Annotated in this window: 27 protein-coding genes; 12 read left to right on the forward strand and 15 right to left on the reverse strand. The window is 58.5% G+C overall.

Annotated features, from left to right (window positions below; translation table 11 throughout):
- The first annotated feature begins 9 nt into the window (after positions 1-9).
- Positions 10-1,020, forward strand: a complete 1,011-nt coding sequence (locus QN399_RS13095; RefSeq protein ID WP_322278445.1) for a MoxR family ATPase — start codon at positions 10-12, stop codon at positions 1,018-1,020.
- Complete coding sequence (locus QN399_RS13100; protein ID WP_322181698.1) at positions 1,017-2,360, forward strand: DUF58 domain-containing protein; 1,344 nt, start codon at positions 1,017-1,019, stop codon at positions 2,358-2,360. The genes QN399_RS13095 and QN399_RS13100 overlap by 4 nt, the downstream gene beginning before the upstream one ends.
- Before the next feature lie 45 nt (positions 2,361-2,405).
- Here the strand turns inward: QN399_RS13100 and QN399_RS13105 are convergent, their stop codons facing one another.
- Together QN399_RS13105 and QN399_RS13110 are read right to left on the reverse strand one after the other, a co-directional pair.
- Positions 2,406-2,765, reverse strand: a complete 360-nt coding sequence (locus QN399_RS13105; RefSeq protein ID WP_322181700.1) for a PilZ domain-containing protein — start codon at positions 2,763-2,765, stop codon at positions 2,406-2,408.
- A gap of 308 nt (positions 2,766-3,073) precedes the next feature.
- Positions 3,074-3,448, reverse strand: a complete 375-nt coding sequence (locus tag QN399_RS13110) for a tetratricopeptide repeat protein (protein ID WP_322181702.1) — start codon at positions 3,446-3,448, stop codon at positions 3,074-3,076.
- Between the two features lie 157 nt (positions 3,449-3,605).
- Between QN399_RS13110 and pyk the strand changes: the two genes are divergently transcribed.
- Positions 3,606-5,057: a pyruvate kinase gene (gene pyk, locus QN399_RS13115; RefSeq protein WP_322181704.1), complete on the forward strand. Its 1,452-nt coding sequence runs from the start codon at positions 3,606-3,608 to the stop codon at positions 5,055-5,057.
- A gap of 118 nt (positions 5,058-5,175) precedes the next feature.
- Here pyk and QN399_RS13120 read toward each other — a convergent pair whose 3' ends face one another.
- Complete coding sequence (locus QN399_RS13120) at positions 5,176-6,114, reverse strand: iron-sulfur-binding ferredoxin reductase (protein ID WP_322181706.1); 939 nt, start codon at positions 6,112-6,114, stop codon at positions 5,176-5,178.
- A complete protein-coding gene (locus QN399_RS13125) occupies positions 6,107-7,213 on the reverse strand; it encodes a GGDEF domain-containing protein (protein ID WP_322278449.1) in 1,107 nt (368 codons plus the stop codon). Before QN399_RS13125 ends, QN399_RS13120 begins: the two co-directional genes overlap by 8 nt.
- Positions 7,214-7,698: 485 nt before the next feature.
- Here QN399_RS13125 and QN399_RS13130 point away from each other — a divergent pair, with 485 nt between their 5' ends.
- Positions 7,699-9,222 (forward strand): fumarate hydratase, encoded by a 1,524-nt coding sequence (locus tag QN399_RS13130; RefSeq protein WP_322181708.1) that lies wholly within the window; start codon positions 7,699-7,701, stop codon positions 9,220-9,222.
- 72 nt (positions 9,223-9,294) lie between these two features.
- Here the strand turns inward: QN399_RS13130 and QN399_RS13135 are convergent, their stop codons facing one another.
- From QN399_RS13135 to QN399_RS13160, 6 genes are all read right to left on the reverse strand, one after another.
- Positions 9,295-9,600, reverse strand: coding sequence for a ribbon-helix-helix domain-containing protein (locus tag QN399_RS13135; RefSeq protein ID WP_322181710.1), 306 nt, complete (start codon positions 9,598-9,600; stop codon positions 9,295-9,297).
- Between the two features lie 9 nt (positions 9,601-9,609).
- On the reverse strand, positions 9,610-10,191 hold the full coding sequence (locus tag QN399_RS13140; protein ID WP_322181712.1) for a DJ-1/PfpI family protein: 582 nt from the start codon (positions 10,189-10,191) through the stop codon (positions 9,610-9,612).
- 113 nt (positions 10,192-10,304) lie between these two features.
- Positions 10,305-11,462 (reverse strand): phosphatidylserine/phosphatidylglycerophosphate/cardiolipin synthase family protein, encoded by a 1,158-nt coding sequence (locus QN399_RS13145; protein ID WP_330201024.1) that lies wholly within the window; start codon positions 11,460-11,462, stop codon positions 10,305-10,307.
- Between the two features lies 1 nt (position 11,463).
- On the reverse strand, positions 11,464-12,057 hold the full coding sequence (locus tag QN399_RS13150) for a YceI family protein (RefSeq protein WP_322181716.1): 594 nt from the start codon (positions 12,055-12,057) through the stop codon (positions 11,464-11,466).
- 94 nt (positions 12,058-12,151) lie between these two features.
- Positions 12,152-12,481: an amidase gene (locus QN399_RS13155; RefSeq protein WP_322217894.1), complete on the reverse strand. Its 330-nt coding sequence runs from the start codon at positions 12,479-12,481 to the stop codon at positions 12,152-12,154.
- Positions 12,478-13,593, reverse strand: coding sequence for a serine hydrolase (locus QN399_RS13160; protein ID WP_322217896.1), 1,116 nt, complete (start codon positions 13,591-13,593; stop codon positions 12,478-12,480). The genes QN399_RS13155 and QN399_RS13160 overlap by 4 nt, the downstream gene beginning before the upstream one ends.
- A 217-nt stretch (positions 13,594-13,810) precedes the next feature.
- On the opposite strand from QN399_RS13160, the gene olsB reads away from it, so the two are divergent.
- Both olsB and QN399_RS13170 read left to right on the forward strand, forming a co-directional pair.
- A complete protein-coding gene (gene olsB / locus QN399_RS13165; RefSeq protein ID WP_322181722.1) occupies positions 13,811-14,566 on the forward strand; it encodes an L-ornithine N(alpha)-acyltransferase in 756 nt (251 codons plus the stop codon).
- Positions 14,566-15,351: a lysophospholipid acyltransferase family protein gene (locus tag QN399_RS13170; RefSeq protein ID WP_322181725.1), complete on the forward strand. Its 786-nt coding sequence runs from the start codon at positions 14,566-14,568 to the stop codon at positions 15,349-15,351. Before olsB ends, QN399_RS13170 begins: the two co-directional genes overlap by 1 nt.
- Here QN399_RS13170 and QN399_RS13175 read toward each other — a convergent pair.
- Positions 15,315-15,908: an ACP phosphodiesterase gene (locus QN399_RS13175; RefSeq protein ID WP_322181727.1), complete on the reverse strand. Its 594-nt coding sequence runs from the start codon at positions 15,906-15,908 to the stop codon at positions 15,315-15,317. The genes QN399_RS13170 and QN399_RS13175 overlap by 37 nt on opposite strands.
- Before the next feature lie 161 nt (positions 15,909-16,069).
- Here QN399_RS13175 and QN399_RS13180 point away from each other — a divergent pair, with 161 nt between their 5' ends.
- Genes QN399_RS13180 through QN399_RS13190 form a run of 3 tightly spaced genes read left to right on the forward strand, consistent with a single transcriptional unit; the run spans position 16,070 to position 18,637 of the window.
- Positions 16,070-16,372: a helix-turn-helix transcriptional regulator gene (locus tag QN399_RS13180; protein ID WP_322181730.1), complete on the forward strand. Its 303-nt coding sequence runs from the start codon at positions 16,070-16,072 to the stop codon at positions 16,370-16,372.
- 28 nt (positions 16,373-16,400) lie between these two features.
- Positions 16,401-17,567 (forward strand): MFS transporter, encoded by a 1,167-nt coding sequence (locus tag QN399_RS13185; RefSeq protein WP_322181732.1) that lies wholly within the window; start codon positions 16,401-16,403, stop codon positions 17,565-17,567.
- A gap of 20 nt (positions 17,568-17,587) precedes the next feature.
- Positions 17,588-18,637: an alkene reductase gene (locus tag QN399_RS13190; protein WP_322181734.1), complete on the forward strand. Its 1,050-nt coding sequence runs from the start codon at positions 17,588-17,590 to the stop codon at positions 18,635-18,637.
- A gap of 125 nt (positions 18,638-18,762) precedes the next feature.
- Here the strand turns inward: QN399_RS13190 and QN399_RS13195 are convergent, their stop codons facing one another.
- From QN399_RS13195 to QN399_RS13210, 4 genes are all read right to left on the reverse strand, one after another.
- A complete protein-coding gene (locus QN399_RS13195; RefSeq protein ID WP_330201025.1) occupies positions 18,763-19,533 on the reverse strand; it encodes a hypothetical protein in 771 nt (256 codons plus the stop codon).
- A gap of 318 nt (positions 19,534-19,851) precedes the next feature.
- Positions 19,852-20,706, reverse strand: coding sequence for an ATPase (locus QN399_RS13200; protein ID WP_322181739.1), 855 nt, complete (start codon positions 20,704-20,706; stop codon positions 19,852-19,854).
- A gap of 79 nt (positions 20,707-20,785) precedes the next feature.
- Complete coding sequence (locus QN399_RS13205; RefSeq protein WP_330201026.1) at positions 20,786-21,778, reverse strand: NAD(P)-dependent oxidoreductase; 993 nt, start codon at positions 21,776-21,778, stop codon at positions 20,786-20,788.
- A 71-nt stretch (positions 21,779-21,849) separates the two neighbouring features.
- On the reverse strand, positions 21,850-22,749 hold the full coding sequence (locus QN399_RS13210) for a LysR family transcriptional regulator ArgP (RefSeq protein WP_322181743.1): 900 nt from the start codon (positions 22,747-22,749) through the stop codon (positions 21,850-21,852).
- Positions 22,750-22,905: 156 nt separating this feature from the next.
- Between QN399_RS13210 and QN399_RS13215 the strand changes: the two genes are divergently transcribed.
- The 3 genes from QN399_RS13215 (at position 22,906) to QN399_RS13225 (ending at position 26,744) form a co-directional block, all read left to right on the forward strand.
- Positions 22,906-23,508 (forward strand): LysE/ArgO family amino acid transporter, encoded by a 603-nt coding sequence (locus QN399_RS13215; protein ID WP_219062216.1) that lies wholly within the window; start codon positions 22,906-22,908, stop codon positions 23,506-23,508.
- A 277-nt stretch (positions 23,509-23,785) separates the two neighbouring features.
- Entirely contained in the window at positions 23,786-24,382 is a 597-nt protein-coding gene (gene sodB / locus QN399_RS13220) for a superoxide dismutase [Fe] (RefSeq protein WP_219062217.1), read from the forward strand.
- Positions 24,383-24,692: 310 nt separating this feature from the next.
- Positions 24,693-26,744, forward strand: a complete 2,052-nt coding sequence (locus QN399_RS13225; protein WP_322181747.1) for an EAL domain-containing protein — start codon at positions 24,693-24,695, stop codon at positions 26,742-26,744.
- Positions 26,745-26,862 lie beyond the last annotated feature (118 nt).

Consider the following 26,862-nt stretch of genomic DNA (forward strand, 5'->3'; position numbering starts at 1 on the left):
GACTACCCGATGGACCCGCAAAGCAGCGCCGAGACCACGACAGCGCCCAGCAATCAGGCCCAGCAACGCCAACGTGCCAGCCATTTGGCTCAGACCCTGCGCCAGGAGCTGCAAAAAGTCCTGATCGGCCAGAACACAGTGATTGACGATGTGTTGACTGCGCTGATCGCTGGCGGCCATGTGCTGATCGAGGGTGTTCCGGGGCTGGGCAAAACGTTACTGGTCCGCGCCCTCGCCCGCTGCTTCGGCGGGGATTTCGCCCGGATTCAGTTCACTCCCGATCTCATGCCCAGTGATGTCACTGGCCACGCGGTGTACGACCTCCAGACCGAACAGTTCAAACTGCGCAAAGGTCCGCTGTTCACCAACCTGCTGCTGGCCGATGAAATCAACCGTGCTCCGGCGAAGACCCAGGCCGCGCTGCTCGAAGCCATGCAGGAACGACAGGTCACCCTGGAGGGACGCGCCCTGCCGATCGCACAGCCGTTCATGGTGCTGGCCACGCAAAACCCTATCGAGCAGGAAGGCACCTATCCTCTGCCCGAAGCTGAACTCGACCGCTTCATGCTCAAGTTGCGCATGGACTATCCAGACTCCGCCGAAGAACTGAGCATGGTTCGTCAGGTCACACGCTCGACCAAGGCCGATATGCTCGATGTACAGCCGCTGCGCACCGTCCTGCAAGCCAAGGACGTGCTGGCCCTGCAACGCATTGCCAGTGAATTACCGCTGGACGAACAGGTACTCGATTACGCCGTGCGCCTGGCGCGCGCAACCCGTAGCTGGCCAGGCCTGACCTTGGGTGCCGGGCCACGTGCGTCGATAGCACTGGTTCGCGGGGCGCGGGCGCGAGCCCTGTTGCGCGGTGGCGAATTCGTGATCCCGGATGACATCAAAGGCTGCGCGCTTGCGGTGTTGCGCCATCGGGTCAGGCTCTCGCCCGAGCTGGACATCGAAGGGCTGTCGGTGGATCAAGTGCTCAAACAACTGCTCGATCAGGTTCCGGCGCCACGTCTATGAAGCAGGCGCTCAAGCCCTCTCGCTTATTGCTCGGCTGGCTTGGCGCATTGATGTGCCTGGCTGTTGTCCTTGGCACTTTGGACGCGTTGGGCATCGATCTTCCGGCGAAACTTTCGGCGGTAGGTTGGGGGCTGTTGATGGCGCTGATACTGCTCAGCCTGCTTGATGCCTGGCGGCTCACTCGCCAGCCCTCGCCGCGCCTGCAACGTCAACTGCCGGGCAGTCTGGCGCTGGGACGCTGGAGCGAAGTACGCATCACGGTCGAGCATGATTTCAGCCAGCAGCTGACACTGAGCGTGTTCGATCACGTGCCTGAGGGCCTGACCGTTGAAAACCTGCCACAAAACATCACGTTGCTCCCCGGCGAACACGCCCAGCTTGGCTACCGTCTGCGCCCGCTGAGTCGCGGCCATTTCGGCTTCGAACGGTGCGAAATCAACCTGCCCAGCACCTTGCGTTTATGGACCACGCGCCGCTATCTGCCGCTGGTCGATGCCACCCGCGTTTACCCCGACTTTGCACGTGTGTATGGCGGCCAGCTGCTCGCGGTGGATAACTGGATCAGCCAACTGGGCGTGCGCCAGCGTCAGCGTCGTGGCCTGGGACTGGAGTTTCATCAGCTGCGCGAATTTCGCGAAGGCGACAGCCTGCGCCAGATCGATTGGAAAGCTACAGCACGCCAACGCACACCCATCGCCCGCGAATATCAGGATGAACGTGATCAGCAGATCGTATTCATGCTCGATTGCGGCCGACGCATGCGCAGTCAGGATGGAGACCTGGCGCACTTCGACCATGCGCTCAATGCCTGCCTCCTGCTCAGTTACGTCGCGCTGCGCCAGGGCGATGCGGTGGGGATTACCACCTTTGCTGGCGAGAAGGACCACTACCTGGCACCGGTCAAAGGCTCGGGACAGTTGAATGTGCTGCTCAATAGTGTCTATGACTTGAAGAGCACACAACGTCCCGCCGACTACAGCGTCGCCGTGCGCCAATTGCTCGCCCGGCAGAAACGCCGCGCACTGGTGGTGCTGGTCACCAACCTGCGTGATGAAGACGATGAGCAATTGCTCGGCGCGGTCAAACAGCTGAGCCGTCAGCATCGGGTATTGGTCGCCAGTTTACGAGAGGAAGTGCTGGACAGCCTGCGTCAGACCCCCGTGCAAACCTGGCAAGACGCCCTGGCCTACTGCGGCACCATTGATTTCCTCAACGCACGCGCAGGTCTGCACGAACGTTTGATCGCCCACGGTGTGCCGGTACTGGATGCGCGCCCCGGAGAACTCGGGGCGCAATTGGTCAGCTGTTATCTGAGCTGGAAAAAGGCCGGTACGCTTTGAATCAAAGCAGGTGAATGCAGTGCCCGCGTCAAACAGACCCTGTGCTCAGACCGGGGCTTCCAGAGAGTGGAAGCTGAAGTAACGCTGCAACGCACGGATCAACTGTGCGTACTCGATGGGTGAAGCCTGCAACAGGAACCCTGAATCGTAGTTCCTTGGCGTTTCGTCTTCGTGACACCAGAGGCAACGACCATCGATATCGATGGTTCTCTCTTCACCATTGTTATCCGGTATCTTCAAACGCAGCTCGAAATCCGCGCCTACCAGAATCGGCAGCTCGCTGATCAACATCAAACCGTCTTGTGACACATTGCCGAGACATCCTATCGGTTTATCGGTATATCGATTAAAAACCTGCAAAAAATAAGGCAGTTGATGACGTTCGATTCGTCGTTCGATAAGCATGTTTGACGGTCGCTATGAATGAACCATTAAGCATGGTTGCGCTAGTGCTTTTCGAGTTCGCGGGGGCGTGGCGATAATCGCTGCCGAGGCAAATTCTCCCTTGATACCTGCACGCCATCAAACACATCCATAACCTGAACCCTTTAAAAACAGAGTCTCGGAACAGAGCATTTTTTTGCGTGATGTACGCCGGTCCATGGCCACGTGTGCGACTATTTTTACGTATTTTTACTCCCTGCGCCCAGAGACTAGCTCAACACAGCCGTATGAGCACTCCCAAACATGACCGCCCATCCAATCGGGTGTAATTAAAGTGAGGCTGGGCTCGGCTGTGCCGGTTCACCGCGGCGGTAGTGGCCGAGTTGCTGCAGGGTATCAAGACGTGCGTGCGCTCGAAACGCATACTCGCTGGAGGGGTACTGGGTAATGATGAACTGGTAGGTCTGAGCCGCATCGACGAACAAGCTTTGACGCTCCAGGCATTGCCCTCGTAGCATCGACACCTCTGGTTGGATGTATCGACGCGAACGGCTTTCACGCTCGACCTGGGACAATTCGAGCATCACGCTGTCGCAATTACCCTCGGCATACGAGCGGTAAGCGCTGTTCAGATGCTGGTCCATCGACCAACGCGTGCAGCCCCCGACACTGGCCATCACGGCTAAAACGATCAAAATTCGCATGGGTCTCTCCTGTGCTCTGCAATGTATCGACCCGACCAAGGATTTCTTCAAGATGTTTTTTGCCCAGAAAAGACGGGCCAAGGTAGTGCAAAGGAACAATGACTACAGGACTGGACAGTAGTAGCCTCTCGCAGCGCCTCAGCAAAGGAGTCTGTAAATGACCGTTCGTCGTACCAAAATCGTCGCTACCCTTGGCCCTGCCAGTAACTCGCCGGAAGTTCTCGAACAACTGATCCTGGCAGGTATGGACGTCGCTCGTCTGAACTTCTCCCATGGCACGCCGGACGAGCACAAAGCTCGCGCCCGCCTGGTCCGCGAGATTGCCGCCAAGCACGGGCGCTTCGTCGCACTGCTCGGCGACCTGCAAGGCCCGAAAATTCGTATCGCCAAATTCGCCAACAAGCGGATCGACCTCAAGATTGGTGATCACTTCACCTTCTCTACCGTTCATCCACTGACTGAAGGCACCCAGGACATCGTCGGCATCGACTACCCGGATCTGGTCAAAGACTGCGGCGTAGGCGACGAACTGCTGCTCGACGACGGACGTGTCGTCATGCGCGTTGATACCGCCACCGCCGATGCCTTGCATTGCACGGTGTTGATCGGTGGTCCGCTGTCCGACCACAAAGGCATCAATCGTCGCGGCGGTGGCCTGACAGCACCAGCCCTGACTGAGAAAGACAAGGTCGACATCAAGCTGGCAGCAGAAATGGAGCTGGATTATCTGGCCGTTTCGTTCCCACGCGATGCCGCCGACATGGAATACGCTCGCAAACTGCGCGACGAAGCCGGCGGTACTGCCTGGCTGGTGGCGAAGATCGAACGCGCAGAAGCGGTCGCAGACGATGAAACCCTCGATGCGCTGATTCGCGCCAGTGACGCCGTCATGGTTGCCCGTGGTGACCTGGGTGTGGAAATCGGTGACGCGGAACTGGTCGGTATCCAGAAAAAAATCATCCTGCACGCACGCCGCCACAACAAGGCAGTCATCGTGGCGACGCAGATGATGGAGTCGATGATCCAGAACCCGATGCCGACTCGGGCTGAAGTGTCGGACATCGCCAACGCAGTGCTCGACTACACCGACGCAGTGATGCTATCGGCAGAAAGTGCTGCGGGCGCGTACCCGATCGAAGCAGTCCAGGCCATGGCACGGATTTGCGTCGGCGCTGAAAAGCACCCGACCAGCAAAACCTCCAGCCACCGCATCGGCAAGAAATTCGAGCGTTGCGACGAAAGCATTGCGCTGGCGGCCATGTACACCGCCAACCACTTCCCCGGTGTGAAGGCGATCATCGCCTTGACCGAAAGTGGCTACACGCCGTTGATCATGTCGCGGATTCGTTCTTCCGTGCCGATCTACGCGTTTTCCCCACACCGCGAAACCCAGGCACGCGCCGCGATGTTCCGTGGCGTCTATACCGTACCGTTCGACCCTGCGGCCCTGCCACCGGGCCAGGTCAGCCAGGCGGCGGTGGACGAGCTGGTCAAACGTGGTCTCGTCAAGCAAGGCGATTGGGTGATCCTGACCAAAGGTGATAGCTATCACACCATTGGCGGCACCAACGGCATGAAGATCCTGCACGTCGGCGATCCAATGGTCTAAGGCTGCCACGGCAGTATCAAAAGGCCCCGCAGTTCATTTTTGAACTGCGGGGCCTTTTTTACGCCTGAATATCCCGTCCCTGAATGGGCATCTTCGCCTTGTTTCGGGAGATCAGCGCTCAACTGCGACTGAGAAACACATCGGCCAACAGCTGACTGCGCGGCAAGCCCGCAAGATAAAGGCGCTTGGCGAAAATCTCGACGCTGGCAGGGTGCCCGCAAAGCAAGGCGATGGTTTGTCGTGAAGCAAGTCGCAGTTCCGCCAACGCGGCCGGGAGTTCGGCTGTGGTGAGTAATTGGATCTGCAGTTGTGGATAAGCCACCGCCCGTTCAGCCAGTGCTGTGGATAAGTAATGCTCGCTGGAGTCTTGGGCCACATGGATCACGCGAATGGTCGCCTGATGTTCCTGACGCAGCGCCTCGCGCAACACGCCCCACAGCGGACCAAGCCCAGTGCCTGCCGCCAGGAGCAATAACGGATGGTTGTGCCAGTCCGGATCATAGTGCAAAGCACCACCGCGCAGCTCACCCAGCCGCATCGGGTCACCCGCTTTCAACTGCCGCGCGGCATCGCTGAAAGCGCCAGGGTGACGGCAATCAAGATGAAACTCGAGGAAGCGATCCTCTTCCGGCAAGCTCGCCAGCGAGTAGGGACGAGCGATGCCATTGGCGGTCCATAACACCAGATGCTGCCCGGCGCGATAGCGAAGTGGCCGCTCGGGTGTCAGGCGCAAGCGCAATACCGTCGGGCTTAGCCAGTCGCAACTGGCAACCTTGGCTGGCAGGCCATCGCGGCCGGGGTCGAAAATTTCCACGGTCAGGTCTTCGACGACCCGACACTGACAGGCCAGTCGCCAACCCTGCTGACGTTTGTCGGCGTCCAGCGCTTCTGGCTGAGCATCCGCAGGTTCGCCTTGCAGGCAGCGAACCAGACAGGCATGGCAACTGCCCGCCCGACAGCTGTAGGGCACGGCGATCCCGGCGTTATTCAGGGCATCGAGCAGATTGCTCGCCGCAGCGACCGGCCATTGCCGGTCACCGACACGGATGTCAGGCATCGGCGTTTTCCCACGCCGCGGCACAACAATTTCGCCCGCCGCGCTTGGCGCGGTAAAGCGCCTGATCCGCACGCTGCAAGGCTTCGTCAAGATCGTCGCCCACTTCCAGCAAGGTCATCCCCACTGACAGGCTCAATTCAGTCACTTCCAGACCAACCAGTTCGACATGAGTAAATGCCTCGCGCAGCCGCTCGCAACAACCGGTCAGGTGTGCAGCAGTGCAATGCGGTATCAACAGCACGAATTCCTCCCCGCCATAGCGAGCCAATACGTCGCCCCCGCGCAGACAGGCAGTGGCAACAGCGGCGAAAGCCTGCAACACCTGATCACCGGCAGCATGGCCGTGGGCATCGTTGATGCGTTTGAAGTGATCCAGGTCGATCAGCGCCAAACCGTGAGAATAACTGTTGTCCATGGTTTCCAGTTCGCGGGAAGCCATGCGCAGAAAGTGTCGACGATTATATAAGCCGGTCAGTTCGTCAGTCGCCACCAGATCTTCAAGCTGACGCATCATCCCGCGCAAGGTCTCCTGATGCGCCTGGAGCGCAAAGCGGCGCTGACGCATGCGCTGCCGCGAGGCCTGGACATAGCGGGCGTACAGACATAGCCAAAGCAATACGATAAACAGCGCGAAGACTTGTAACGCGGCCAAGCCTGGATCCGCCAGTGTCCGCTGGAAGGCTTCCCATAGATTCAATCCGGAGAAGCTCAAGAACACAAACGCCACGCAGCGCACAAATACCTTGGGCGTCAGATGGAACAGGCCAAACAGCATGATCAGCACATACATGACCAAGAATGTGCCCCGGGCGCTATCGAGATTGGCCAGCAGGTATGTTTGCCACCCCAGCGCCAACAGCACCTGAAGCTCGGTCAGACTCGGGTCTTTGAAACGCAGGTTGAAGCCGCCAAGAAACACCCCCAACAGCAGCAACTGGCAGAGCACCACCAGACAGCTGCCAATGACAGCCGTGCGCAGGGGAGCCTGGTAATAGTCGGTAAAAATTGCCACCCAGACCAGTGCCAGCACCAACACATACGTGCTGGCAGCCAAAGCAAATCGTTTCAGCAACAAACTCTGTATGGCTTTAGGGGTCACTCGTTGACTCACCGTGCTCAAAGGGACTCCTTCCCGTGCTGGCACAAACGGCCTCTGTGGCTAATTCCATTAGTCAGCGTTCTGCCTGGACACCCGGTGTTCGCTGCCGCGTCCCCTGCCGGCCTGCGACGCCTTGCAGCGCATGAATCAAGAATCCGTACGATTAAAACCGTCGAGCTAACAAGGTCCACCATAGAGGCCAATTGCTACTTTAGTGCGACTATTCAAAAATAACTATTCAATTCTCGCCCCCCATTACGGCAACGCTTCTTCTAGCCACGCAAAAACAGTGCCCACCCTTTGCCCGACCTTCGTTTGCACGCAAGCGGATGTGTCCAGGCCAACCCCACGCTATACTGCGGCGCCTTTTTTGCGTCGGCGTTGTGAGTCGGCGCGCTTACTTAAAGATGTTTTTCAGCAGAGCACGGCGGTACTGTTGGAAACAGCTAATCGAATGTTCCCGTCCTAGCAGAGGAGCGTGCCACATGACCGTGATCAAGCAAGACGACCTGATACAGAGCGTCGCCGACGCCTTACAGTTCATTTCTTACTACCACCCCGTAGACTTTATTCAGGCCATGCATGAGGCCTATCTTCGCGAAGAGTCGCCTGCGGCCCGCGACGCCATCGCCCAGATCCTGATCAACTCGCGCATGTGCGCGACCGGCCATCGGCCGATCTGCCAGGACACCGGCATCGTGACCGTGTTCGTTCGTGTGGGCATGGATGTGCGCTGGGATGGTGCCACCATGAGCCTGGACGACATGATCAACGAAGGCGTGCGTCGCGCTTACAACCTGCCGGAAAACGTCCTGCGGGCTTCGATCCTGGCTGACCCGGCTGGCGCTCGTAAAAACACCAAGGACAACACCCCGGCAGTTATCCACTACTCCATCGTCCCGGGTAACACCGTGGAAGTGGACGTGGCGGCCAAAGGCGGCGGCTCGGAAAACAAGTCGAAGATGGCGATGCTCAACCCGTCCGATTCGATCGTCGACTGGGTGCTGAAAACCGTACCGACCATGGGCGCTGGCTGGTGCCCACCCGGCATGCTCGGCATTGGTATCGGCGGCACCGCCGAGAAAGCTGCGGTGATGGCCAAGCAAGTACTGATGGACTCCATCGACATTCACGAGCTGAAACTGCGTGGCCCGTCCAACCGTATCGAAGAGATCCGTCTGGAGCTGTTCGAGAAGGTCAACCAACTGGGCATCGGCGCTCAGGGCCTTGGCGGTCTGACCACCGTGCTCGACGTGAAAATCATGGACTACCCGACCCACGCGGCTTCGTTGCCGGTGTGCATGATTCCTAACTGTGCGGCGACCCGTCACGCGCACTTCGTGCTCGATGGCAGTGGCCCGGCTTCGCTGGAAGCGCCACCGCTGGATGCCTACCCGGAAATCGTCTGGGAAGCCGGTCCATCCGCGCGCCGCGTCAACCTCGACACCCTGAAACCGGAAGACGTGCTGAGCTGGAAAACCGGCGAAACCATCCTGCTCAGCGGCAAGATGCTCACCGGTCGCGACGCCGCGCACAAACGCATGGTCGAGATGCTGGACAAGGGGGAAACACTGCCTTTCGACCTCAAGGGTCGCTTCATCTACTACGTTGGCCCAGTCGACCCGGTGCGCGACGAAGTGGTTGGCCCTGCTGGCCCGACGACCGCAACGCGGATGGATAAATTCACCCGCCAAATCCTCGACCAGACAGGCCTGCTGGGCATGATCGGTAAATCCGAACGCGGCCCGACTGCCATCGAAGCGATCAAGGACTACAAAGCCGTGTATTTGATGGCTGTCGGCGGCGCGGCTTACCTGGTTGCTCAGGCGATCAAGAAATCCCGTGTGGTGGCCTTCCCCGAAATGGGCATGGAAGCGATCTACGAGTTCGACGTCAAAGACATGCCGGTCACCGTTGCAGTCGATAGCAAAGGCGAATCGGTACACATCACTGGGCCAGCTATCTGGCAGAAGAAAATCAGTGAAAGTCTGGCGGTAGAAGTTCAGTAAAAGCGACGTATCAGATACGCCCCCTCGCATAAAAAACCCGATCACTTGATCGGGTTTTTTATGCCTTGCACATTACTTGACGGCGGAGCGCACCACGCTCAACTCAGGCGTCACCACGCGACGCTGACTCAAATACCGCGTGCAACTGACCCGCAGGAACGAGGCAAAATTAACCACCTCACCGCGATAATCCATGACCTCTTCATACAGTTTGCCAATCAGCTGATTGGTGGTCATGCCATCGAGCTGAGCGATCTCGGCGAGGATGTCCCAGAACTGATTTTCCAGGCGCAGCGTCGTCACCACACCGCAAATGCGCAGCGACCGTGAGCGCGACTCGTAGAGAATCGGATCAGCTTTGACATACAGCTCGCACATACGCCCTCCTTACAAAATAATTTCGGTTCCGAGCAGTTTCAGGAAGCCGTTCAACCAGCTCGGATGCGCAGGCCAGGCTGGCGCGGTGACCAGATTGCCTTGGGTGTGCGCAGCGGTTACCGCGATGTCGATGAACTCGCCACCGGCCAGACGCACTTCCGGCGCGCACGCAGGATAAGCACTGCATTGACGGTCTTTGAGGATACCCGCTGCGGCGAGCAGTTGCGCGCCATGGCAGACCGCCGCGATGGGTTTATCGGCCTTGTCGAACGCGCGCACCCACTCCAGCACGGTTTCATTCAAACGCAGGTACTCCGGCGCGCGACCACCAGGCACCAGCAGCGCGTCATAGTCCTCAACCTTGACCTGATCAAAATCGAAGTTGAGGGCAAAGTTGTGCCCGGGTTTTTCGCTGTAGGTTTGATCGCCTTCAAAATCGTGAATCGCCGTACGCACGGATTGGCCATTGGTTTTGCCCGGACAGACCGCGTGGACGGTATGCCCGACCATCTGCAGCGCCTGGAACGGCACCATCACTTCATAGTCTTCGACGTAATCGCCAACCAGCATGAGAATTTTTTTAGCGGCCATTTGAAGCTCTCCTTGAATGTAGGGCTTGGGCAATAAGCGTAGTCAAGCTACGGCCGATAGGGGCAAGACAGGTAATAGGCAACTACTACGACGGTGAAAAGCTGCGGGAAGGATCAGTCTCGTCGGTCGAGGACGTTGACGACCAGGCGGTCAATCCAGCCCCAGGCACGCTGCTTGACCCGACGCCAGAATGGCCGAGCCTCCCAGGCTTCGAGACTGACCGGTGAGCTGAGCGCAAAGTCGTTTTCGAAGCTGGCAGCGACCGCAAGCGTCAGGCCGGGATCGAGGGCTTCGAGATTCGCTTCCAGGTTGAAGCGCAGGTTCCAGTGATCGAAGTTGCACGAGCCGATACTGACCCAGTCGTCGATCAAGACCATCTTCAAATGCAAAAAGCACGGTTGGTATTCAAATATCTGCACGCCCGCCTTGAGCAGTCGCGGGTAATAGCGATGGCCTGCATAACGCACCGACGGATGATCGGTACGTGGACCGGTCAGCAGCAGGCGTACATCGATACCCCGCATAGCGGCTCTACGCAGGGAACGACGGACTTTCCAGGTTGGGAGAAAGTACGGAGTTGCCAGCCAGATTCGGCGCTTTCCACTATTTATCGCACGCACCAACGATTGCAAAATGTCGCGGTGCTGGCGGGCGTCGGCGTAGGCCACGCGGCCCAACCCCTGACTGGCGACCGGCACCGTGGGCAAGTGCGGCAACCCGAAACGAAGCGTCGGCCGCCATGCGAAAGGGCGATGATTAGCGTGAAATTGCCGGTCGAACAGCACTTGCCAGTCAGCAACCATCGGCCCCGTGATTTCCACCATCACTTCATGCCATTGGCTGGTGTTCTGCTCCGGCAACCAGAACTCATCGGTCACGCCCGTCCCCCCCACCACCGCCAGACGTTTGTCCACCAACAGCAACTTGCGGTGATCGCGGTAGAGGTTACGAAAACCACGGTGCCAACGCACAGGGTTGTAAAAGCGCAGAACGACGCCTGCTTCGATCAAGCGATTGCGCAGGTTCAAGGTGAATGCCTGAGCGCCATAGTCGTCGAACAAGCAGCGCACAATGACCCCGCGTGACGCCGCGTGGACCAGCGCTTGAACCACCGCATCGGCACAGGCTCCGGCTTCGACCAGATAAAGTTCCAGTTCAATCTGATGTTGCGCCTGTTCTATAGCCTCGATCATGCGCGGGAAAAACGCAGGACCGTCGACCAGCAAACTGAATTTATTGCTGCTGCGCCAGGCAAAGATCGCTCGACTCATGTCAGCGCGCCGTGAAAATCAGCACGGCACCCACCGGTACCGACAAACTGATTGCCGACAACCCGGCGACCTTGCGCAAAGCGCTCAGGCCAGGCACCAAATCGAAATCCTCGGCATGCACCACTAAAGGCTCCAGGGTGACCACTTGGAATCGTCGATCATCAAGCCGGGTGGCGAGCAGTTCGGCACTGTAGCGGTGGGAGGCGCCGTGCAGGGTGACGGTCAGTGGCAGGCGCAGTTCCAGTTGAGCACCGGGCGCCAGGTCGTTGATCGGCCGCAAGTCGAGTTGCGCGGCAATCTGCGCCGAAGGAAACTGTTTAACCTCAAACAACTGATCACGCATGCGTTCATCGCGCAGGGGAATACCACTGCTGACGGAGTCGAGCTCGACCTGAAGTTCGGCCATGCCTTTCAGGTCGACCTTACCGTGCAAGACGAGAAAGCGATGCACTTCAGACGTGTCAGCATTTTTGGTGGAAATAAACGACAGTCGCGATGACTCGTTATCCAGATACCAACTGGCGTGGGCCGGCAAAGCCAGGACTCCAAGCAGGGCCTGCACGCCAAGGAGGGCCAGGCGGGTCATCGTGTGCATGCAAGCTCCAGGTGCGCATTTGGCGCCAACCTTAACCGGCTGTCAGAGAGCTGGCAAATGCTGTGCAAACGCCAGCGGGCAACGCCTCAGCGGGTCATAGATCCAGCTGACAGCCCTGACGCGGGTTCTGCCATGCCGCGCTGCTGCTACGGCCAAAGCCAGTGGCGGTCACGCGTTTATTCTCGACGTCATCGACCAGACTACTGGGCACGTATTGCTTCACGTACGCCGCGCAATAGTCAGCAGGGTTGCCCGTCACGTATCGGCACGAACAATACTCCTTGGCCGTATAGGCACTGATGATGCTCGGGAAAACCCGCAATGCAACACGGTTCTGCCAAGCCAACACGGCTACCATCAGGGCCACCAGCAACAGCAGGCTGCTGAATGGGCGGCGCAGGACAAACCAGCGATGACTGTTCACTGCTCACCCTCCCCGGCAAACGCAGCCAGTGCCCGCTTGAGCAATTGATCGTCGTCGTAACGCGCATCACGGTCATCGGCGTAACGCACGATCACCAGATTGGCGCTGGGCACCACATACAAGGCCTGCCCCCAATGCCCGAGCGCGGCGAAGGCATCCGGCGGTGCATCGGGCCAAGGCCTTATTGAGGTGTCGGCATCGGGCAGGCGATTCAACCACCACTGTCCGCCCGGCACTTCATTATCTGACGCAGATTGATTGTGAGCGAATGGCGTCAGGCTGAAGTCGACCCAGGCCTTAGGCAGTAACTGCTTGTCCTGCCAGCGACCGCCACGCTGCATCAGCAGGCCGATACGCGCCAGATCCCGCGCGCTCATGTAGGCATAAGACGAGCTGACGAAGATGCCGCTCCCATCGGTTTCCCACACCGCGCTGCGAATGCCCAGCGGCTCGAACAGCGCAGTCCAGGGATAGTCCGGGTAGGCCTTGTCACCGACCATGCCTTTCAAGGCTGCAGACAATACGTTGCTGTCACCGCTGGAATAACGGTAGACGGCTCCCGGCGCGCAGGCCACGCCATGCCCAGCGGTGAATCGGGCCATATCGCGGTGCCCTCGGGTATAAAGCATCGCTACCACTGAGGAGTTGAGCGGCGCGTACTCATAGTCTTCCTGCCAATCCAGACCCGAGGCCCAATGCAGCAAATCCTGCACACGGATGTCCGGGTGGGCCTTGAACGGTGGGTAGAATGTGCTCACTGAATCGCCCAGCTGGAAACGCCCTTCACCAAACGCGACACCAAGCACGCTGGCCATCACGCTTTTGCTGACTGACCAAGTCAAATGCGCCGTGTTGGCCGTGGTCGCTGCCGCATAGCGCTCGTAAACCAGTTGTCCGTCGCGGATCACCAACAGCGCATCGGTGCGGATGCCTTTGCGGGTCGCGTCATCACGTGCTGGGAAGGCGTAATCCTCCAACGCTAGCACCGCCGGGCTCCGTGCCGCAGGGGCGCTTGACCATTGTTCGCCGGGCCAGTTTTGCGCCAACGCCGAACAGGCGCACAAGCCCAATGCCACGGACTGGCACAAACGCAAAAAAAGCCGAAGATTCATGGAGTAATCTCTTGCGAAGTCTCTATAACCCTAGCAGCGATTCGTGACAAGCCTGAGAGGACCGCTCCGATTCTGTCAGGCCGCGATGACCCTCCGGCGGTCCTGTCATACAAGCATCACCAAAGCTTAATGGTGGTGACATCGGCTCTCCCTAGCCTAACTCCGTACCACACAGTCGACCGGCCGCAAACCCATGGCTGGCTTACGGAGACGACCCATGACCCAGATCGCCCGCAGTCGTGACACAGGTGCCGAACGTCGCCTTCAGGCTGAACGCCTAATTGGACCACAGGCACTGCATGAAGCCCAGTCCTTACGCTTCAGCGTGTTCAGCGGCGAGTTCAACGCCAAACTCAAAGGCGCCGAACTTGGCCTGGACAGGGATGACTACGATGTGCACTGTGCGCACATCGGCGTACGCGACCTCACCACGGGCCGTCTGGTGGCGACTACCCGTTTGCTCGACCATAAAGCCGCCAACACCTTGGGACGTTTTTACAGCGAAGAGGAATTCAGCCTGCACGGCCTCGGCCATCTGCAAGGCCCGATTCTGGAGCTGGGGCGTACCTGCGTTGATCCGGCGTACCGCAACGGCGGCACCATCGCGGTGTTGTGGAGTGAGCTGGCGGAAATCCTCAATGAAGGCAGCTACAGCTACCTGATGGGCTGTGCCAGCATTCCGATGCAAGATGGTGGCATCCAGGCCCACGCGATCATGCAGCGCTTGCGCGAACGCTACCTGAGCACTGAACATCTGCGTGCCGAGCCGAAAAATCCGCTGCCAGTCTTCGACCTGCCCAAGAACGTCATCTGTGAAATGCCGCCACTGCTCAAAGCCTATATGCGGTTAGGGGCAAAAATCTGCGGCGAGCCATGCTGGGATGAAGACTTCCAGGTGGCCGACGTTTTCATTCTGCTCAAACGCGACGAGCTGTGCCCCCGTTACGCCCGCCACTTCAAGGCGGCCGTGTGATGAGCCGGGTACGCGGCTATGCCCGTGTTGCGCGGGTGCTGTGGGTGATTGCTCTGGGGCTGACCATTGCCGGCGCGTTCGGTGTGCTTGAACGCTTGCGCATCGGCAACTCCATGGCGCGTCGGCAACGCTGGGCCAGTTGGTTCATGACCCACTTGAGTGGCGCCCTGCCCTTTCGCGTAACCGTCAGCGGCGAGCTGCCGCGTGAGCCGATGCTGTGGGTCAGCAATCATGTGTCGTGGACCGATATCCCTTTGCTGGGGATGCTCGCCCCTCTGTCGTTTCTGTCCAAAGCTGAAGTGCGGACCTGGCCGGTGGCTGGCTGGCTGGCGTTGAAAGCGGGCACCTTGTTTATCCGTCGCGGTTCGGGCGATAGCCGATTGATCCAGCGACAAATGACCCGGCACTTGCAAGAAAATGATGCGCTGATGATTTTCCCCGAGGGCACCACCACCGACGGCCGCAGCCTGCGCACCTTCCATGGTCGCCTGCTGTCCAGCGCAATCGATGCAGGCGTGCCGTTGCAGCCGGTTGCCATTCGTTATCTGCGTGACGGCAAGCCTGACCCTATAGCGCCGTTCATCGGCGACGACGACCTGCTCTCACACCTGCGCCGTTTGTTCGCCAACGAGCAGGGTGATGTGCATATCCAGTTACTCCCTCCGATCGCCAGCCAACATCAAGAACGCGCTGCTTTGGCGTTTCAGGCTCAGCAAGCCGTGCACCTGGCCCTGTTTGGCGAGGTCGCTCAGCCAAGGGCTGAGCGCTCGGCCAAAGCAGCCTGAGCAAAATCCTGCAACAGCGGGTAAAACTCTGCGAAATCCGCACTTAATGGCTGATACAGCGCCTGCAATTCATGCATGGCGCCGGCCAATCCTTGCGGTCGCGACAGGCGTCGTGAAATCCCGCTCAGCACCTGCTCCAGCACCTCGAACTCCCGATAAGAGCCCAGCCAGTCCTGGGCCGCCATGCGCGGCGCGATCAGGGCCAGACGCTCCGGTAACGCCGGTTCGGCGGCCAGCACCCGATAAACCCTGGCGGTGAATGCATCCAGCGGTTGTTCGGCATACACCGCCCAGTCCCGCGCTAGGCAATGATCGAAAAACACATCCAGGACGATGCCGGCAAAACGCCGTCGCTCCAGCGGGAAGCGGGCGATGGACTGCTTGATCAGCGGGTGCGTATCGGTGAACGAATCAATGCTGCGATGCAGCTGGATCGCCGCTTCGAGTTCGGGGGTAAAACGTCCCGGCAGCGGTCCTTTGACGAAATCGCCGTACAGACTGCCGAGCAATTGCGCCGAGCGCTGACCGCCCAAGTGGAGGTGTGCGAGATAATTCATGAGCCAAGCGTACGCCTATTCCGCACCGAGGCCTATATCGATATAACCCGATATAGCGTTTTATGCGATGCTTAGCACCCATTCATATTTGTATATCGCGAAATATAGATATAAAGTTCGCTGAATCGCGATATACCGCTATACACGGATTTGAGAACGACATGTCTATCGACCTCGACGAAATAATAAAAGCGCTGGCCCACCCTGTTCGCCGCGAAATACTCGCGTGGCTCAAAGACCCTCACGCCTGCTTTCCCAATCAGGATCACTCGCTGGACAACGGCGTTTGCGCCGGACAGATCGACCAACGTGCCGGCCTCTCCCAGTCCACCGTTTCTGCGCACTTGGCGGTCCTGCAACGTGCCGGTCTGATCACCAACAAAAAGGTCGGCCAATGGCACTTTTTCAAACGCAACGAAGACGCCATCCAGGCGTTCCTGCAAGAAATGAACAAGCAGCTCTGATTTCTTCCCACTTTTCAGGAGACGCTTCGTGCCTCTTTCGCTACTGATGCTGGCCTTGAGCGCCTTCGCTATTGGCACCACGGAATTCGTGATCATGGGGCTGCTGCCCGATGTCGCGGCTGACCTCGGTGTCTCGATCCCTGGCGCTGGCTGGCTAGTGACCGGTTACGCCCTGGGCGTGGCTATCGGCGCGCCGTTCATGGCCCTGGTCACCGCCAGACTGCCCCGTAAGGCCGCACTGGTTTCGCTGATGGTGATTTTCATCATCGGCAACCTGCTCTGCGCCCTCGCCAGCGACTACAACCTGCTGATGTTCGCCCGGATTGTCACCGCCCTGTGTCACGGTGCATTTTTCGGTATCGGCTCGGTCGTTGCGGCCAACCTGGTCGCGCCCAATCGTCGCGCTTCGGCCGTCGCCATGATGTTCACCGGTTTGACCCTGGCCAACGTCCTGGGCGTGCCACTGGGCACCGCGCTGGGGCAGTTGGCGGGCTGGCGTTCGACCTTCTGGGCGGTGACGCTGCTCGGCGTGATCTCGTTGATCGGTTTGATCCGCTTCCTGCCGGCCAAACATGACGAGGAAAAACTCGACATGCGTGCCGAACTGGCCGCCCTGACTGGCGCCGGAATCTGGCTATCACTGAGCATGACCGTGTTGTTCGCCGCGTCCGTGTTCACCCTGTTCACCTACATCGCCCCATTGCTCGGCGACGTCACCGGGGTATCACCCAGCGGCGTGACCTGGACCCTGCTGCTGATCGGCCTGGGTTTGACCCTGGGCAATGTGATTGGCGGCAAGCTGGCCGACCGCAACATGTCGCTGACCCTGATCGGCGTGTTCATCGTCATGGCGGTGGTCTCCACCGTGCTGACCTGGACCAGCACCGCGCTCATTCCAACTGAAATAACCCTGTTCCTCTGGGCCACCGCCAGCTTCGCAGCCGTGCCCGCCCTGCAAGTGAACGTGATGACCTTCGGCAAGGCCGCGCCCAACCTGATTTCGACCCTGAACATCGGCGCCTTCAACATCGGCAACGCCCTGGGCGCCTGGGTGGGTGGGAGCGTAATCGCACACGGCTTCGGCTTGACCCGCGTGCCTGTGGCCGCTGCAGCGCTGGCGGTGCTCGCACTGCTGGTGACCCTGCTTACTTTTCGCCAGAGCGTTAACCCCGATCTGGCACCTGCTACCGACTGATCCTTAGAGGGTTCTACACCATGACCACTATTTTTGACCCGATTACACTGGGCGATCTGAAATTGCCGAACCGCATCATCATGGCGCCGCTGACCCGCTGCCGCGCCGATGAAGGTCGCGTCCCCAATGCACTGATGGCTGAGTATTACGTTCAGCGCGCCTCGGCGGGCCTGATCATCAGCGAAGCGACCTCGGTCACGCCAATGGGCGTCGGCTACCCTGACACGCCCGGTATTTGGTCCAACGACCAGGTACGGGGCTGGAGCAACATTACCAAAGCCGTGCACGCTGCAGGCGGCCGTATCGTTTTGCAACTGTGGCACGTTGGCCGGATTTCCCATCCGTCGTACCTCAACGGTGAAACCCCGGTCGCTCCGAGCGCGATTGCCCCTGCGGGCCACGTCAGCCTGGTTCGTCCACTGTCTGACTACCCGGTACCGCGCGCCCTGGAAACCGCTGAAATCGCCGAGATCGTCGATGCTTACCGCGTAGGAGCGGAACACGCCAAGGCCGCCGGTTTCGACGGTGTCGAAGTCCACGGTGCCAACGGTTACCTGCTCGATCAGTTCCTGCAAAGCAGCACCAACCACCGCACCGACGAATACGGCGGCTCGCTGGAAAATCGTGCACGCCTGATGCTGGAAGTGACCGATGCGGTGATCGAAGTCTGGGGCGCGGGCCGTGTCGGCATGCACCTGGCGCCACGTGCCGACTCCCATGACATGGGCGACGAGAACCTGTCCGAAACCTTCACCTACGTAGCCCGTGAACTGGGCAAGCGTGGGATCGCGTTTATCTGCTCCCGTGAAAAAGAAGCTGGCGACAGCCTTGGCCCACAGCTGAAAAAAGCCTTCGGCGGCCAGTACATCGCCAACGAACGCTTCACCAAAGACAGCGCCAACGCCTGGCTGGCCAGTGGCAAAGCCGATGCCGTTGCGTTCGGCGTGCCGTTCATCGCCAACCCGGATCTGCCGGAGCGTCTGCAACAAGATGCACCGCTAAACCCCGCACATCTGGAAACTTTCTACAGTAAGGGCCCGGTCGGTTATATCGATTACCCACGAATGTAAGACGTTCACGCCACACTAAAAAAGCCCCGATCCTTAGAGCCGGGGCTTTTTATCTAATGACCACACAAACAACTAGCGCCCATTACAAACAGCGCCAGAGCAGTCAATATGTATTCCCGCGCGCCCTACGCACGCTTGCCGACGGGTTTACCGTCTGCGTCGGTTACCGTGCCATCTTCATATTCAAAAGTGCCGTCAACATGACGCATCACTTTGTCTGCCGAGTAATACCACCTTCCATCCGGGTACTTGATATCACCGACAGGGTCTTTGATTGACCCATCCGGATACTCGGTCGTCCCGTCTGCGTATTGTTTACTTCCATCTGGATGAGTCACTGTCTTGTTAGCGTCATCGATTACTTTCCCATCGGGAAGTGTAACGGTCGACGTTTCGTTATTGACCACGGTTCCATCGGCCAGCTTAACGATGGGAGCGGGCTGGCCAGTGGACAAATCCTTGATGGTGGAAGCGATCGAAAAGGCGTTAGCGGCTATATCAAAGGCAGTGCTAACGCTTTCCAGGATACTGCGGGGCGCCGGTTTTTCCGGAAGCTCTCGGGCTGGCAAGCCCGCCTGATCGACGTGAGGCTTGGCGGGCGGAGCTTTTGGCTTGTCCAAGACCATCGGTGGCCTGGCGGGTGGAGCTTTTGGCTTGTCCAGGGAAATCGATGGTTTGGCTGGAGGGCCTTTTGGCTTGTCCAGAGTCAGCGGTGGCTTGGTTGAAGGGCCCTTGGGCTTATCTTTGGACGTCGACGTTTTGTCCCCGGACGTATCTTTTTTTATCGGCTTTTTAAACTTATCACCAGGCGGTCTGGCAGGGGACGCAATCAAAGCTTCCGCATGAGGAACATCAGTCCCAAGGCCAGAGCCAATACTATCGAGTGGTGCATTCATCACATTTTCCTTTTACCCGGCCCGCAACAAATAGCCTGACCGGGTGTTAATTATTTATCGCAAGGTTATTTATTTAACGGGCATGCAGCACTTCAATAACCCGCTTCGACCCAGAACAACTCAGTCGCTAAAGACACCTTACAAAATAACTAACAAAAGACAAGCCTCTCCACGGCTCATTATCAAGAAACATCAATAAACAGAAAAGCCCCACACGCAACCGAGCTAATTCCAATCACTGTAAATACTTAGGGCCACGCTGCGCACCGGTTTTATCGATACACCAATGCGTGCGCGCCTTTATGTGCTCACTGCTGACTAACGGGCGTTAATCTGCTGTTGCAGATTCTGAATCTGGCTTTGCAAGGTACTAATGTTGCGCGTGACTTGCCCACGGAACGCATCAAACTCAGCGGTACTGCCACCTTGAGCCGCAGCAGCCGGACGATTGTCCTGCTCGCTCTTGAGCACCAATACCTCTTGCTCAAGACGGTCGATGGCCACACTTGGATTGCCCTGCTTTTTCAGCGCGGCCACATCAGCGCTCAGGCTTTTCATCTGGGCATCAAGCTGGGCTTGAATGGACTGCGTGGACTTCACGTCGGGCTGGGCACCTTTCAATGCCGCCAGTTCGCTACCCAGGCTTTTCACTTGCTCTTCTAGCTGAGCATTGGCGGTCTGCAACTGGGCAGTCTGCGCAGACATCTGCTCCAGACGCTTGCCCAAGCCACTTTGTTGGCCGACGACGCCCTCTTGCTGTTTGTCCTGATCGTTCAGTTTGCTTTCCAGCTTCTGAATTTGCAGTTTCAACGCCTCACTGCCATTGCTGGCGACCGACTGGGTTGCCACCACTTTCCCGGAGATATCCTGTAACCGCCCTGCTGCTTCCTCGCTGATGCGAGCAAAGCTTTCCTGAGTCGCAACCAGTTGCTGCTCCATCAACGAAACCTGCTGAAAACTCCACCAGGCCAGCCCAGCGAAGGCAATGAACAATGCGCCGACCAACGCCCAGATAGGCCCGGTGTTGGCGCGGTTGACCTTTACCACTGGCGTGCTGCGCGAATACACCGTCGTGCGCTCACGAGCAGCGGCGGTCGGTGCAAAATCGTCATCGTCGTCTTTGGCACTGAGGTTCGGCACATCATGGAAGTCATCGTGCGGGTCGTTACGCATGGTTAAACCTTTTGGAAGCTGCTGGAAACTGAAAAGGATTGCAGTATAACCACTGACCCGCCGACCAAGAGGTCCTGCTTCAAATCGACTGTTGCGCTTTCCACCAGCCACAAAACTCGTCCAGTGCCGTCCACAGGCTGACCCGTGGCTGATAGTCCAGATAATGCTGGGCCCGGCTGATGTCTAACGTGAAATCCTTGCTCATCATCTGCACGCCCAGCCGCGACAACGTCGGTTCCGGGCGCCCCGGCCACAACAGGCAAGCCCCCTCGTTCAAGGCGGCGGCACTGTAAGCCAGCGCATAGGAGCGGTAGCGGGTGACTTGTGGCAGTTCCATCTGACGCATCACATAATTCACCACATCCCACAGTGGAACCGGCATGCCGTTGCTGATGTTGTAGGCCTTGCCCAAGGCGGAACCGGCCGCCAGCAGACTGCTGAGCAGTGCGTCATTGAGGTTCTGGATGCTGGTGAAGTCGACCTTGTTCAGGCCATTTTCGACAATCGACAGGCGTTTTTTGCGCTGCATGTTCAACAGCCGCGGGAAGATGCTGTTATCGCCTGCGCCCGTGACGAAGCGCGGGCGCAAGGCGATGACTTCCAGCCCGAACTCTTCGGCACCGAAAACCTTTTGCTCTGCCAGGTATTTGGTCGCCGCATAATGATTGATGAAGCGCCTGGGCACCTGTTCTTCCTTGATCCCCAGATGCGAATGACCGTCGAAGTAAATCGACGGCGACGACAGATGCACCAACCGCCGCACCTGCTGCTTGAGGCAGCCTTCGACGATGTTTTCCGTCACTTGCACGTTGCCTTGCTGAAAGTCCTGACGTCGACCCCAAACCCCCACGGCTCCGGCGCAATGCACCACAGCTTCGACGTCATGGCATAGCCGCTGTACCAGTTCGGGATCGGACAAATCACCCTGAATGAATTCCGCACCACGGCGCACCAGATGCTCGACGCCCTCGGCACGACGGCCGTTGACCCGCACGGTAAAGCCCTGCTCTAACGCGAAACGCGCAAAGCGTCCGCCGATGAAGCCGCTTGCGCCGGTGACCAGAATCTTCATTTACCGCTCCGTTAACTGTGTGTGTGTTCATTACGTGTGTTGTTTATTGCGTGGCTCGAAGCAAGTGACGCTCACGAAATGTTAAGCGGCACTAGCCATTGACCTGCCCGGTGGGTCAGATGCTCCGTCAACTGCGTCAGCAACTGACCGCCATTGCGCCAATAATGCCAATACAACGGGACATCGATGGGGTGATCAGCCAACAGTTCCACCAACAGGCCGCGCTGCATCTGATCACGCACCTGCTCCTGCGGCACCAGCCCCCAACCGAGCCCCGCTTCGGCCATGCGCAGAAACCCTTCGGACGACGGACACAAATGATGCTCGAAGCCACCCTCCACGCCCAGCGATGCCAGGTAACGGTGCTGAAGAAAGTCATCGGGACCAAACACCAGCGCCGGTGAGCGCGCCAATTGCACGGCGGCAACACCCTGCGGAAAGTGCCGGGTGATAAAACCGGGACTGGCCACGGCACGATAGCGCATGGCACCCAGTAACACGCTGCGCGCGCCTGCCACCGGGCGCTCGGTGCCGCACACACAAGCGGCCACTTCACCGGCACGCATCCGTTTGAGGCCCACGTCCTGGTCCTCGACCACCAGGTCCAGCAATAGATGCTGCTCGGCGCAAAAATCCCCGACTGCGGCTGCCCACCATGTCGCCAGACTGTCGGCGTTAAGCGCGATGCGCAGGCGTTCGGGCATGCCTTCTTCGTCCAGTGCTGGCACCTGGCTTTGCAGGTCTCGTTCAAGCAGACGCACCTGCTGCACATGGTTGAGCAAGCGTCGGCCAATCTCTGTCGGGCTCGGCGGGGTGGCACGGATCAACACGGGCTGACCGACCCGCGCCTCAAGCAATTTGATCCGTTGCGATACCGCTGATTGGGACAGGCCCAGGACCTGAGCGCCACGCTCGAAACCCGCCTGCTCGACGACAGCCGCCAAAGCGGAGAGCAATTTATAGTCGAACATCATTTTTTCTAATGAGTGATGAGCATTATTTGTTTTTCTTATACAGCCAAGCACCCCACACTCGCCACACAAACTGCATCAACCAAGGAATTACGTCTCCATTTTTGACGCCGATGGCCGCGCAAACATGAGTAGCTTTACAGAGGAATGACGGATATGTGGCAAAGTTATCTCAATGGCCTGTTGGTGGCCGCTGGGCTGATCATGGCGATCGGCACGCAAAACGCGTTCGTCCTCGCACAAAGCCTGCGCCGCGAACATCACCTGCCCGTGGCGGCACTGTGCGTCGTATGTGATGCCCTGCTGGTGGCCGCCGGGGTTTTCGGGCTGGCGAATGTGCTGGCACAAAATCCACTGTTATTGTCGATTGCCCGCTGGGGCGGGGCCGGATTTCTGCTGTGGTACGGCAGCCTGGCGCTGCGTCGCGCGTGCTCCCGGCAAAGCCTGCAACTCAATGAAAAACCCGGGCTGCGCTCACGGCGTGCAGTGCTGCTCAGTGCTTTGGCGGTAACGCTGCTCAACCCCCACGTGTATCTGGACACCGTGCTGTTGATCGGTTCGCTTGGCGCGCAGCAAAGTGTGCCCGGCGCTTATGTGGTCGGTGCCGCCAGTGCCTCATTGTTGTGGTTCACCACGCTGGCCGTGGGTGCGGCGTGGCTCTCCCCTTGGCTCGCGCGGCCAGCGACCTGGCGCATGCTGGATCTACTGGTGGCGGTGATGATGTTCAGTGTGGCGGCGCAATTGATTCGAGCGAGCTGAGTGCGGAGTGTTCGGGGCAACGCATAAACCCCGTGGATCGACCCCCCATCTGCGATTGTTATCAGGTCTCGTTGGCTGATCAATATTTATCATCAGGTTTACGACAAGGCTCTGGAACCTCTATTCCACACAGTTGTTGCGTGGTTATGGCGCAGGCCGGGTGCTATGATCCAGCCCCTGCGTCGCAAAGAGTACAAACTCCCCGACGCATGTTTATGTCTGGCCGCCCGTGATCGGCCTTGCGCTCACCGCAACTGACCTGATTAGGAGATTAACCATGGCTTTTGAATTGCCAGCGCTGCCCTACGCACACGATGCCCTGCAGCCGCACATTTCCCGTGAAACCCTGGAATACCACCACGACAAGCACCACAACACCTACGTCGTGAACCTGAACAACCTGGTGCCAGGCACCGAGTTCGAAGGCAAGACCCTGGAAGAGATCATCAAGACTTCTTCGGGCGGTATCTTCAACAACGCCGCTCAAGTATGGAACCACACGTTCTACTGGAACTGCATGGCGCCAAACGCTGGCGGCGAACCTACCGGCGCTCTGGCTGACGCGATCAACGCTGCGTTCGGCTCTTTCGCCAAGTTCAAAGAAGAGTTCAGCAAAACGTCCATCGGCACCTTCGGTTCCGGTTGGGGCTGGCTGGTGAAAAAGGCTGACGGTTCCCTGGCTCTGGCCAGCACCATCGGTGCCGGCAACCCGCTGACCAGCGGCGAAACACCGCTGCTGACCTGCGATGTGTGGGAACACGCTTACTACATCGACTACCGCAACGTGCGGCCGAAGTACGTAGAAGCGTTCTGGAATCTGGTCAACTGGAAGTTCGTCGCTGAGCAATTTGAAGGCAAAACCTTCAAAGCCTAAGCGCTGATCCAGACAAAAAAACCCGGCATTGCCGGGTTTTTTTTCGTTTGTGCTTGGCTCTTTTCTGTATTGTCACCATGCGATAGCAGACTAATATCAGTTTCTTGACAACTTTACAGATCAGCGCTCAAGTTCCACCTGTATTCGACCGACATAAATAGGGACAGCCTTACCTCGGTCTCTAGAACAGCGTTAACGCCGGGTACACGCAACTGACCTACAGATGTGATTGCCCCTTTGACGAGCCGCTTGTGTTTACCAATACTCGCACACGGTCACACGCTCCCAGCACGGATTAAGGAATAACCATTTGAAGCTGGAACTCAGAAACAGCTTGTCGGTAAAGCTGCTGCGCGTGGTGCTGCTCTCGACGTTGATCGTAGGGGTGGTCTTGAGTTGTGCGCAGATCGTCTTCGACGCCTACAAGACCCGACAAGCCGTCGCCAGTGATGCCGGACGCATCCTCGATATGTTCCGAGACCCCTCGACCCAGGCGGTGTACAGCCTGGACCGGGAGATGGGCATGCAGGTCATCGAGGGACTGTTTCAGGACAATGCGGTGCGCATGGCGTCCATTGGGCATCCGAACGAAACCATGCTCGCGGAGAAATCCCGGGAACTGAAACAGACGTCCACCCGCTGGCTGACCGACCTGATCCTCGGACAGGAGCGCAGCTTCACTACTCAGCTGGTCGGTCATGGCCCGTACAGTGAGTATTACGGCGACCTGCGCATCACCCTCGATACCGCCACCTATGGCGAAAGTTTTATCGTCAGTTCAGTGATCATCTTCATTTCCGGCGTGCTGCGAGCCTTGGCCATGGGCCTGGTGCTGTACCTGGTCTATCACTGGCTGCTGACCAAACCGCTGTCGAAAATCATTGAACACCTGGCCCATATCAACCCCGACCGCCCCAGCCAGTATCAACTGCCGCTGCTCAAGGGTCATGAAAAAAATGAATTAGGCATTTGGGTCACCACCGCCAACCAATTGCTGGCCTCGATTGAACGCAACACGCATCTGCGCCACGAAGCCGAGAACAGCCTGCTGCGCATGTCCCAGTACGACTTCCTCACTGGACTGCCCAACCGCCAACAATTTCAACAACAACTGGACAAAATTCTGGTCGATGCCGGCCGCCTGCAACGTCGGGTTGCGGTGCTGTGTGTCGGGCTTGATGACTTTAAAGGCATCAACGAACAGTTCAGTTACCAGGCTGGCGACCAACTGTTGCTGGCGCTGGCTGACCGCCTGCGTGGCCATAGCGGCCGACTGGGTGCCCTCGCCCGTTTGGGCGGCGATCAGTTTGCGTTGGTACAAGCCGATATCGAACAGCCCTACGAGGCCGCCGAGCTGGCGCAGAATATCCTCGACGATCTGGAAGCCCCCTTTGCGCTGGACCAGCAGGAAATCCGTCTGCGCGCGACCATCGGCATCACCTTGTTCCCAGAAGATGGCGACAGCACCGAGAAGCTGCTGCAAAAAGCCGAACAGACCATGACCCTGGCCAAGTCCAGGTCGCGCAATCGGTATCAGTTCTATATCGCTAGCGTCGACAGCGAAATGCGTCGACGCCGTGAGCTTGAAAAAGACCTGCGCGAAGCCTTGCCACGCGATCAGCTGTATCTGGTCTACCAGCCGCAGATCAGCTACCGCGATCACCGCGTCGTCGGGGTTGAAGCCTTGATACGCTGGCAGCACCCCGAGCACGGCCTGGTACCGCCTGACCTGTTCATTCCGCTGGCCGAGCAGAACGGCACGATCATCGCGATTGGCGAGTGGGTACTCGATCAGGCATGTCGGCAGTTACGCGAATGGCACGACCAGGGGTTCAGTGACCTGCGCATGGCAGTCAACCTGTCCACCGTGCAACTGCACCACGCCGAATTGCCGCGCGTGGTAAACAACCTGCTGCAGATTTACCGCCTGCCGCCGCGCAGCCTGGAACTGGAGGTCACCGAAACCGGCCTGATGGAAGACATCAGCACCGCAGCCCAGCATCTGCTTAGCCTGCGCCGCTCCGGCGCGTTGATCGCTATTGATGACTTCGGCACCGGCTATTCTTCCTTGAGTTACCTCAAGAGCTTGCCGCTGGACAAAATCAAGATCGACAAGAGCTTCGTCCAGGACCTGATTGATGACGACGATGACGCCACTATCGTGCGCGCTATCATCCAGCTGGGTAAAAGTCTCGGCATGCAGGTGATTGCCGAAGGCGTAGAAACAGCCGAACAAGAGGCTTACATCATTTCTGAAGGCTGTCACGAAGGCCAGGGCTACCTCTACAGCAAGCCCCTGCCCGCCCGTGAACTGCTGGCTTACTTGAAGCAAGCCCAGCGCTCCAACGCGGAAATCCTGTAACCCGGAACGGCCCCGCTCTACCACTCCTTCCCCCCGCAGTTACACGCCGAAATGCTGAGTAACCAAGTTTTTCTGCGCGGCCCCTTTACATAGAATGCATATCTTTCGCATTATGGCG

Source organism: Pseudomonas sp. 10C3, from assembly GCF_036346185.1.
Lineage (GTDB): Bacteria > Pseudomonadota > Gammaproteobacteria > Pseudomonadales > Pseudomonadaceae > Aquipseudomonas.

Coding starts and splice junctions, on each gene's coding strand:
- QN399_RS13095 (WP_322278445.1), top strand. CDS start 10: ATGGACCCGCAAAGCAGCGCCGAGACCACGACAGCGCCCAGCAATCAG.
- QN399_RS13140 (WP_322181712.1), bottom strand. CDS start 10,191: ATGGCCGCTAAAAAAATTCTCATGCTGGTTGGCGATTACGTCGAAGAC.
- QN399_RS13110 (WP_322181702.1), bottom strand. CDS start 3,448: ATGCGAATTTTGATCGTTTTAGCCGTGATGGCCAGTGTCGGGGGCTGC.
- QN399_RS13120 (WP_322181706.1), bottom strand. CDS start 6,114: ATGCCTGACATCCGTGTCGGTGACCGGCAATGGCCGGTCGCTGCGGCG.
- sodB (WP_219062217.1), top strand. CDS start 23,786: ATGGCTTTTGAATTGCCAGCGCTGCCCTACGCACACGATGCCCTGCAG.
- QN399_RS13105 (WP_322181700.1), bottom strand. CDS start 2,765: ATGCTTATCGAACGACGAATCGAACGTCATCAACTGCCTTATTTTTTG.
- QN399_RS13180 (WP_322181730.1), top strand. CDS start 16,070: ATGTCTATCGACCTCGACGAAATAATAAAAGCGCTGGCCCACCCTGTT.
- olsB (WP_322181722.1), top strand. CDS start 13,811: ATGACCCAGATCGCCCGCAGTCGTGACACAGGTGCCGAACGTCGCCTT.
- QN399_RS13135 (WP_322181710.1), bottom strand. CDS start 9,600: ATGTGCGAGCTGTATGTCAAAGCTGATCCGATTCTCTACGAGTCGCGC.
- QN399_RS13145 (WP_330201024.1), bottom strand. CDS start 11,462: ATGAGTCGAGCGATCTTTGCCTGGCGCAGCAGCAATAAATTCAGTTTG.
- QN399_RS13200 (WP_322181739.1), bottom strand. CDS start 20,706: ATGCGTAACGACCCGCACGATGACTTCCATGATGTGCCGAACCTCAGT.
- QN399_RS13170 (WP_322181725.1), top strand. CDS start 14,566: ATGAGCCGGGTACGCGGCTATGCCCGTGTTGCGCGGGTGCTGTGGGTG.
- QN399_RS13205 (WP_330201026.1), bottom strand. CDS start 21,778: ATGAAGATTCTGGTCACCGGCGCAAGCGGCTTCATCGGCGGACGCTTT.
- QN399_RS13100 (WP_322181698.1), top strand. CDS start 1,017: ATGAAGCAGGCGCTCAAGCCCTCTCGCTTATTGCTCGGCTGGCTTGGC.
- QN399_RS13160 (WP_322217896.1), bottom strand. CDS start 13,593: ATGAATCTTCGGCTTTTTTTGCGTTTGTGCCAGTCCGTGGCATTGGGC.
- QN399_RS13210 (WP_322181743.1), bottom strand. CDS start 22,749: ATGTTCGACTATAAATTGCTCTCCGCTTTGGCGGCTGTCGTCGAGCAG.
- QN399_RS13130 (WP_322181708.1), top strand. CDS start 7,699: ATGACCGTGATCAAGCAAGACGACCTGATACAGAGCGTCGCCGACGCC.
- pyk (WP_322181704.1), top strand. CDS start 3,606: ATGACCGTTCGTCGTACCAAAATCGTCGCTACCCTTGGCCCTGCCAGT.
- QN399_RS13195 (WP_330201025.1), bottom strand. CDS start 19,533: ATGAATGCACCACTCGATAGTATTGGCTCTGGCCTTGGGACTGATGTT.
- QN399_RS13215 (WP_219062216.1), top strand. CDS start 22,906: ATGTGGCAAAGTTATCTCAATGGCCTGTTGGTGGCCGCTGGGCTGATC.
- QN399_RS13175 (WP_322181727.1), bottom strand. CDS start 15,908: ATGAATTATCTCGCACACCTCCACTTGGGCGGTCAGCGCTCGGCGCAA.
- QN399_RS13190 (WP_322181734.1), top strand. CDS start 17,588: ATGACCACTATTTTTGACCCGATTACACTGGGCGATCTGAAATTGCCG.
- QN399_RS13150 (WP_322181716.1), bottom strand. CDS start 12,057: ATGCACACGATGACCCGCCTGGCCCTCCTTGGCGTGCAGGCCCTGCTT.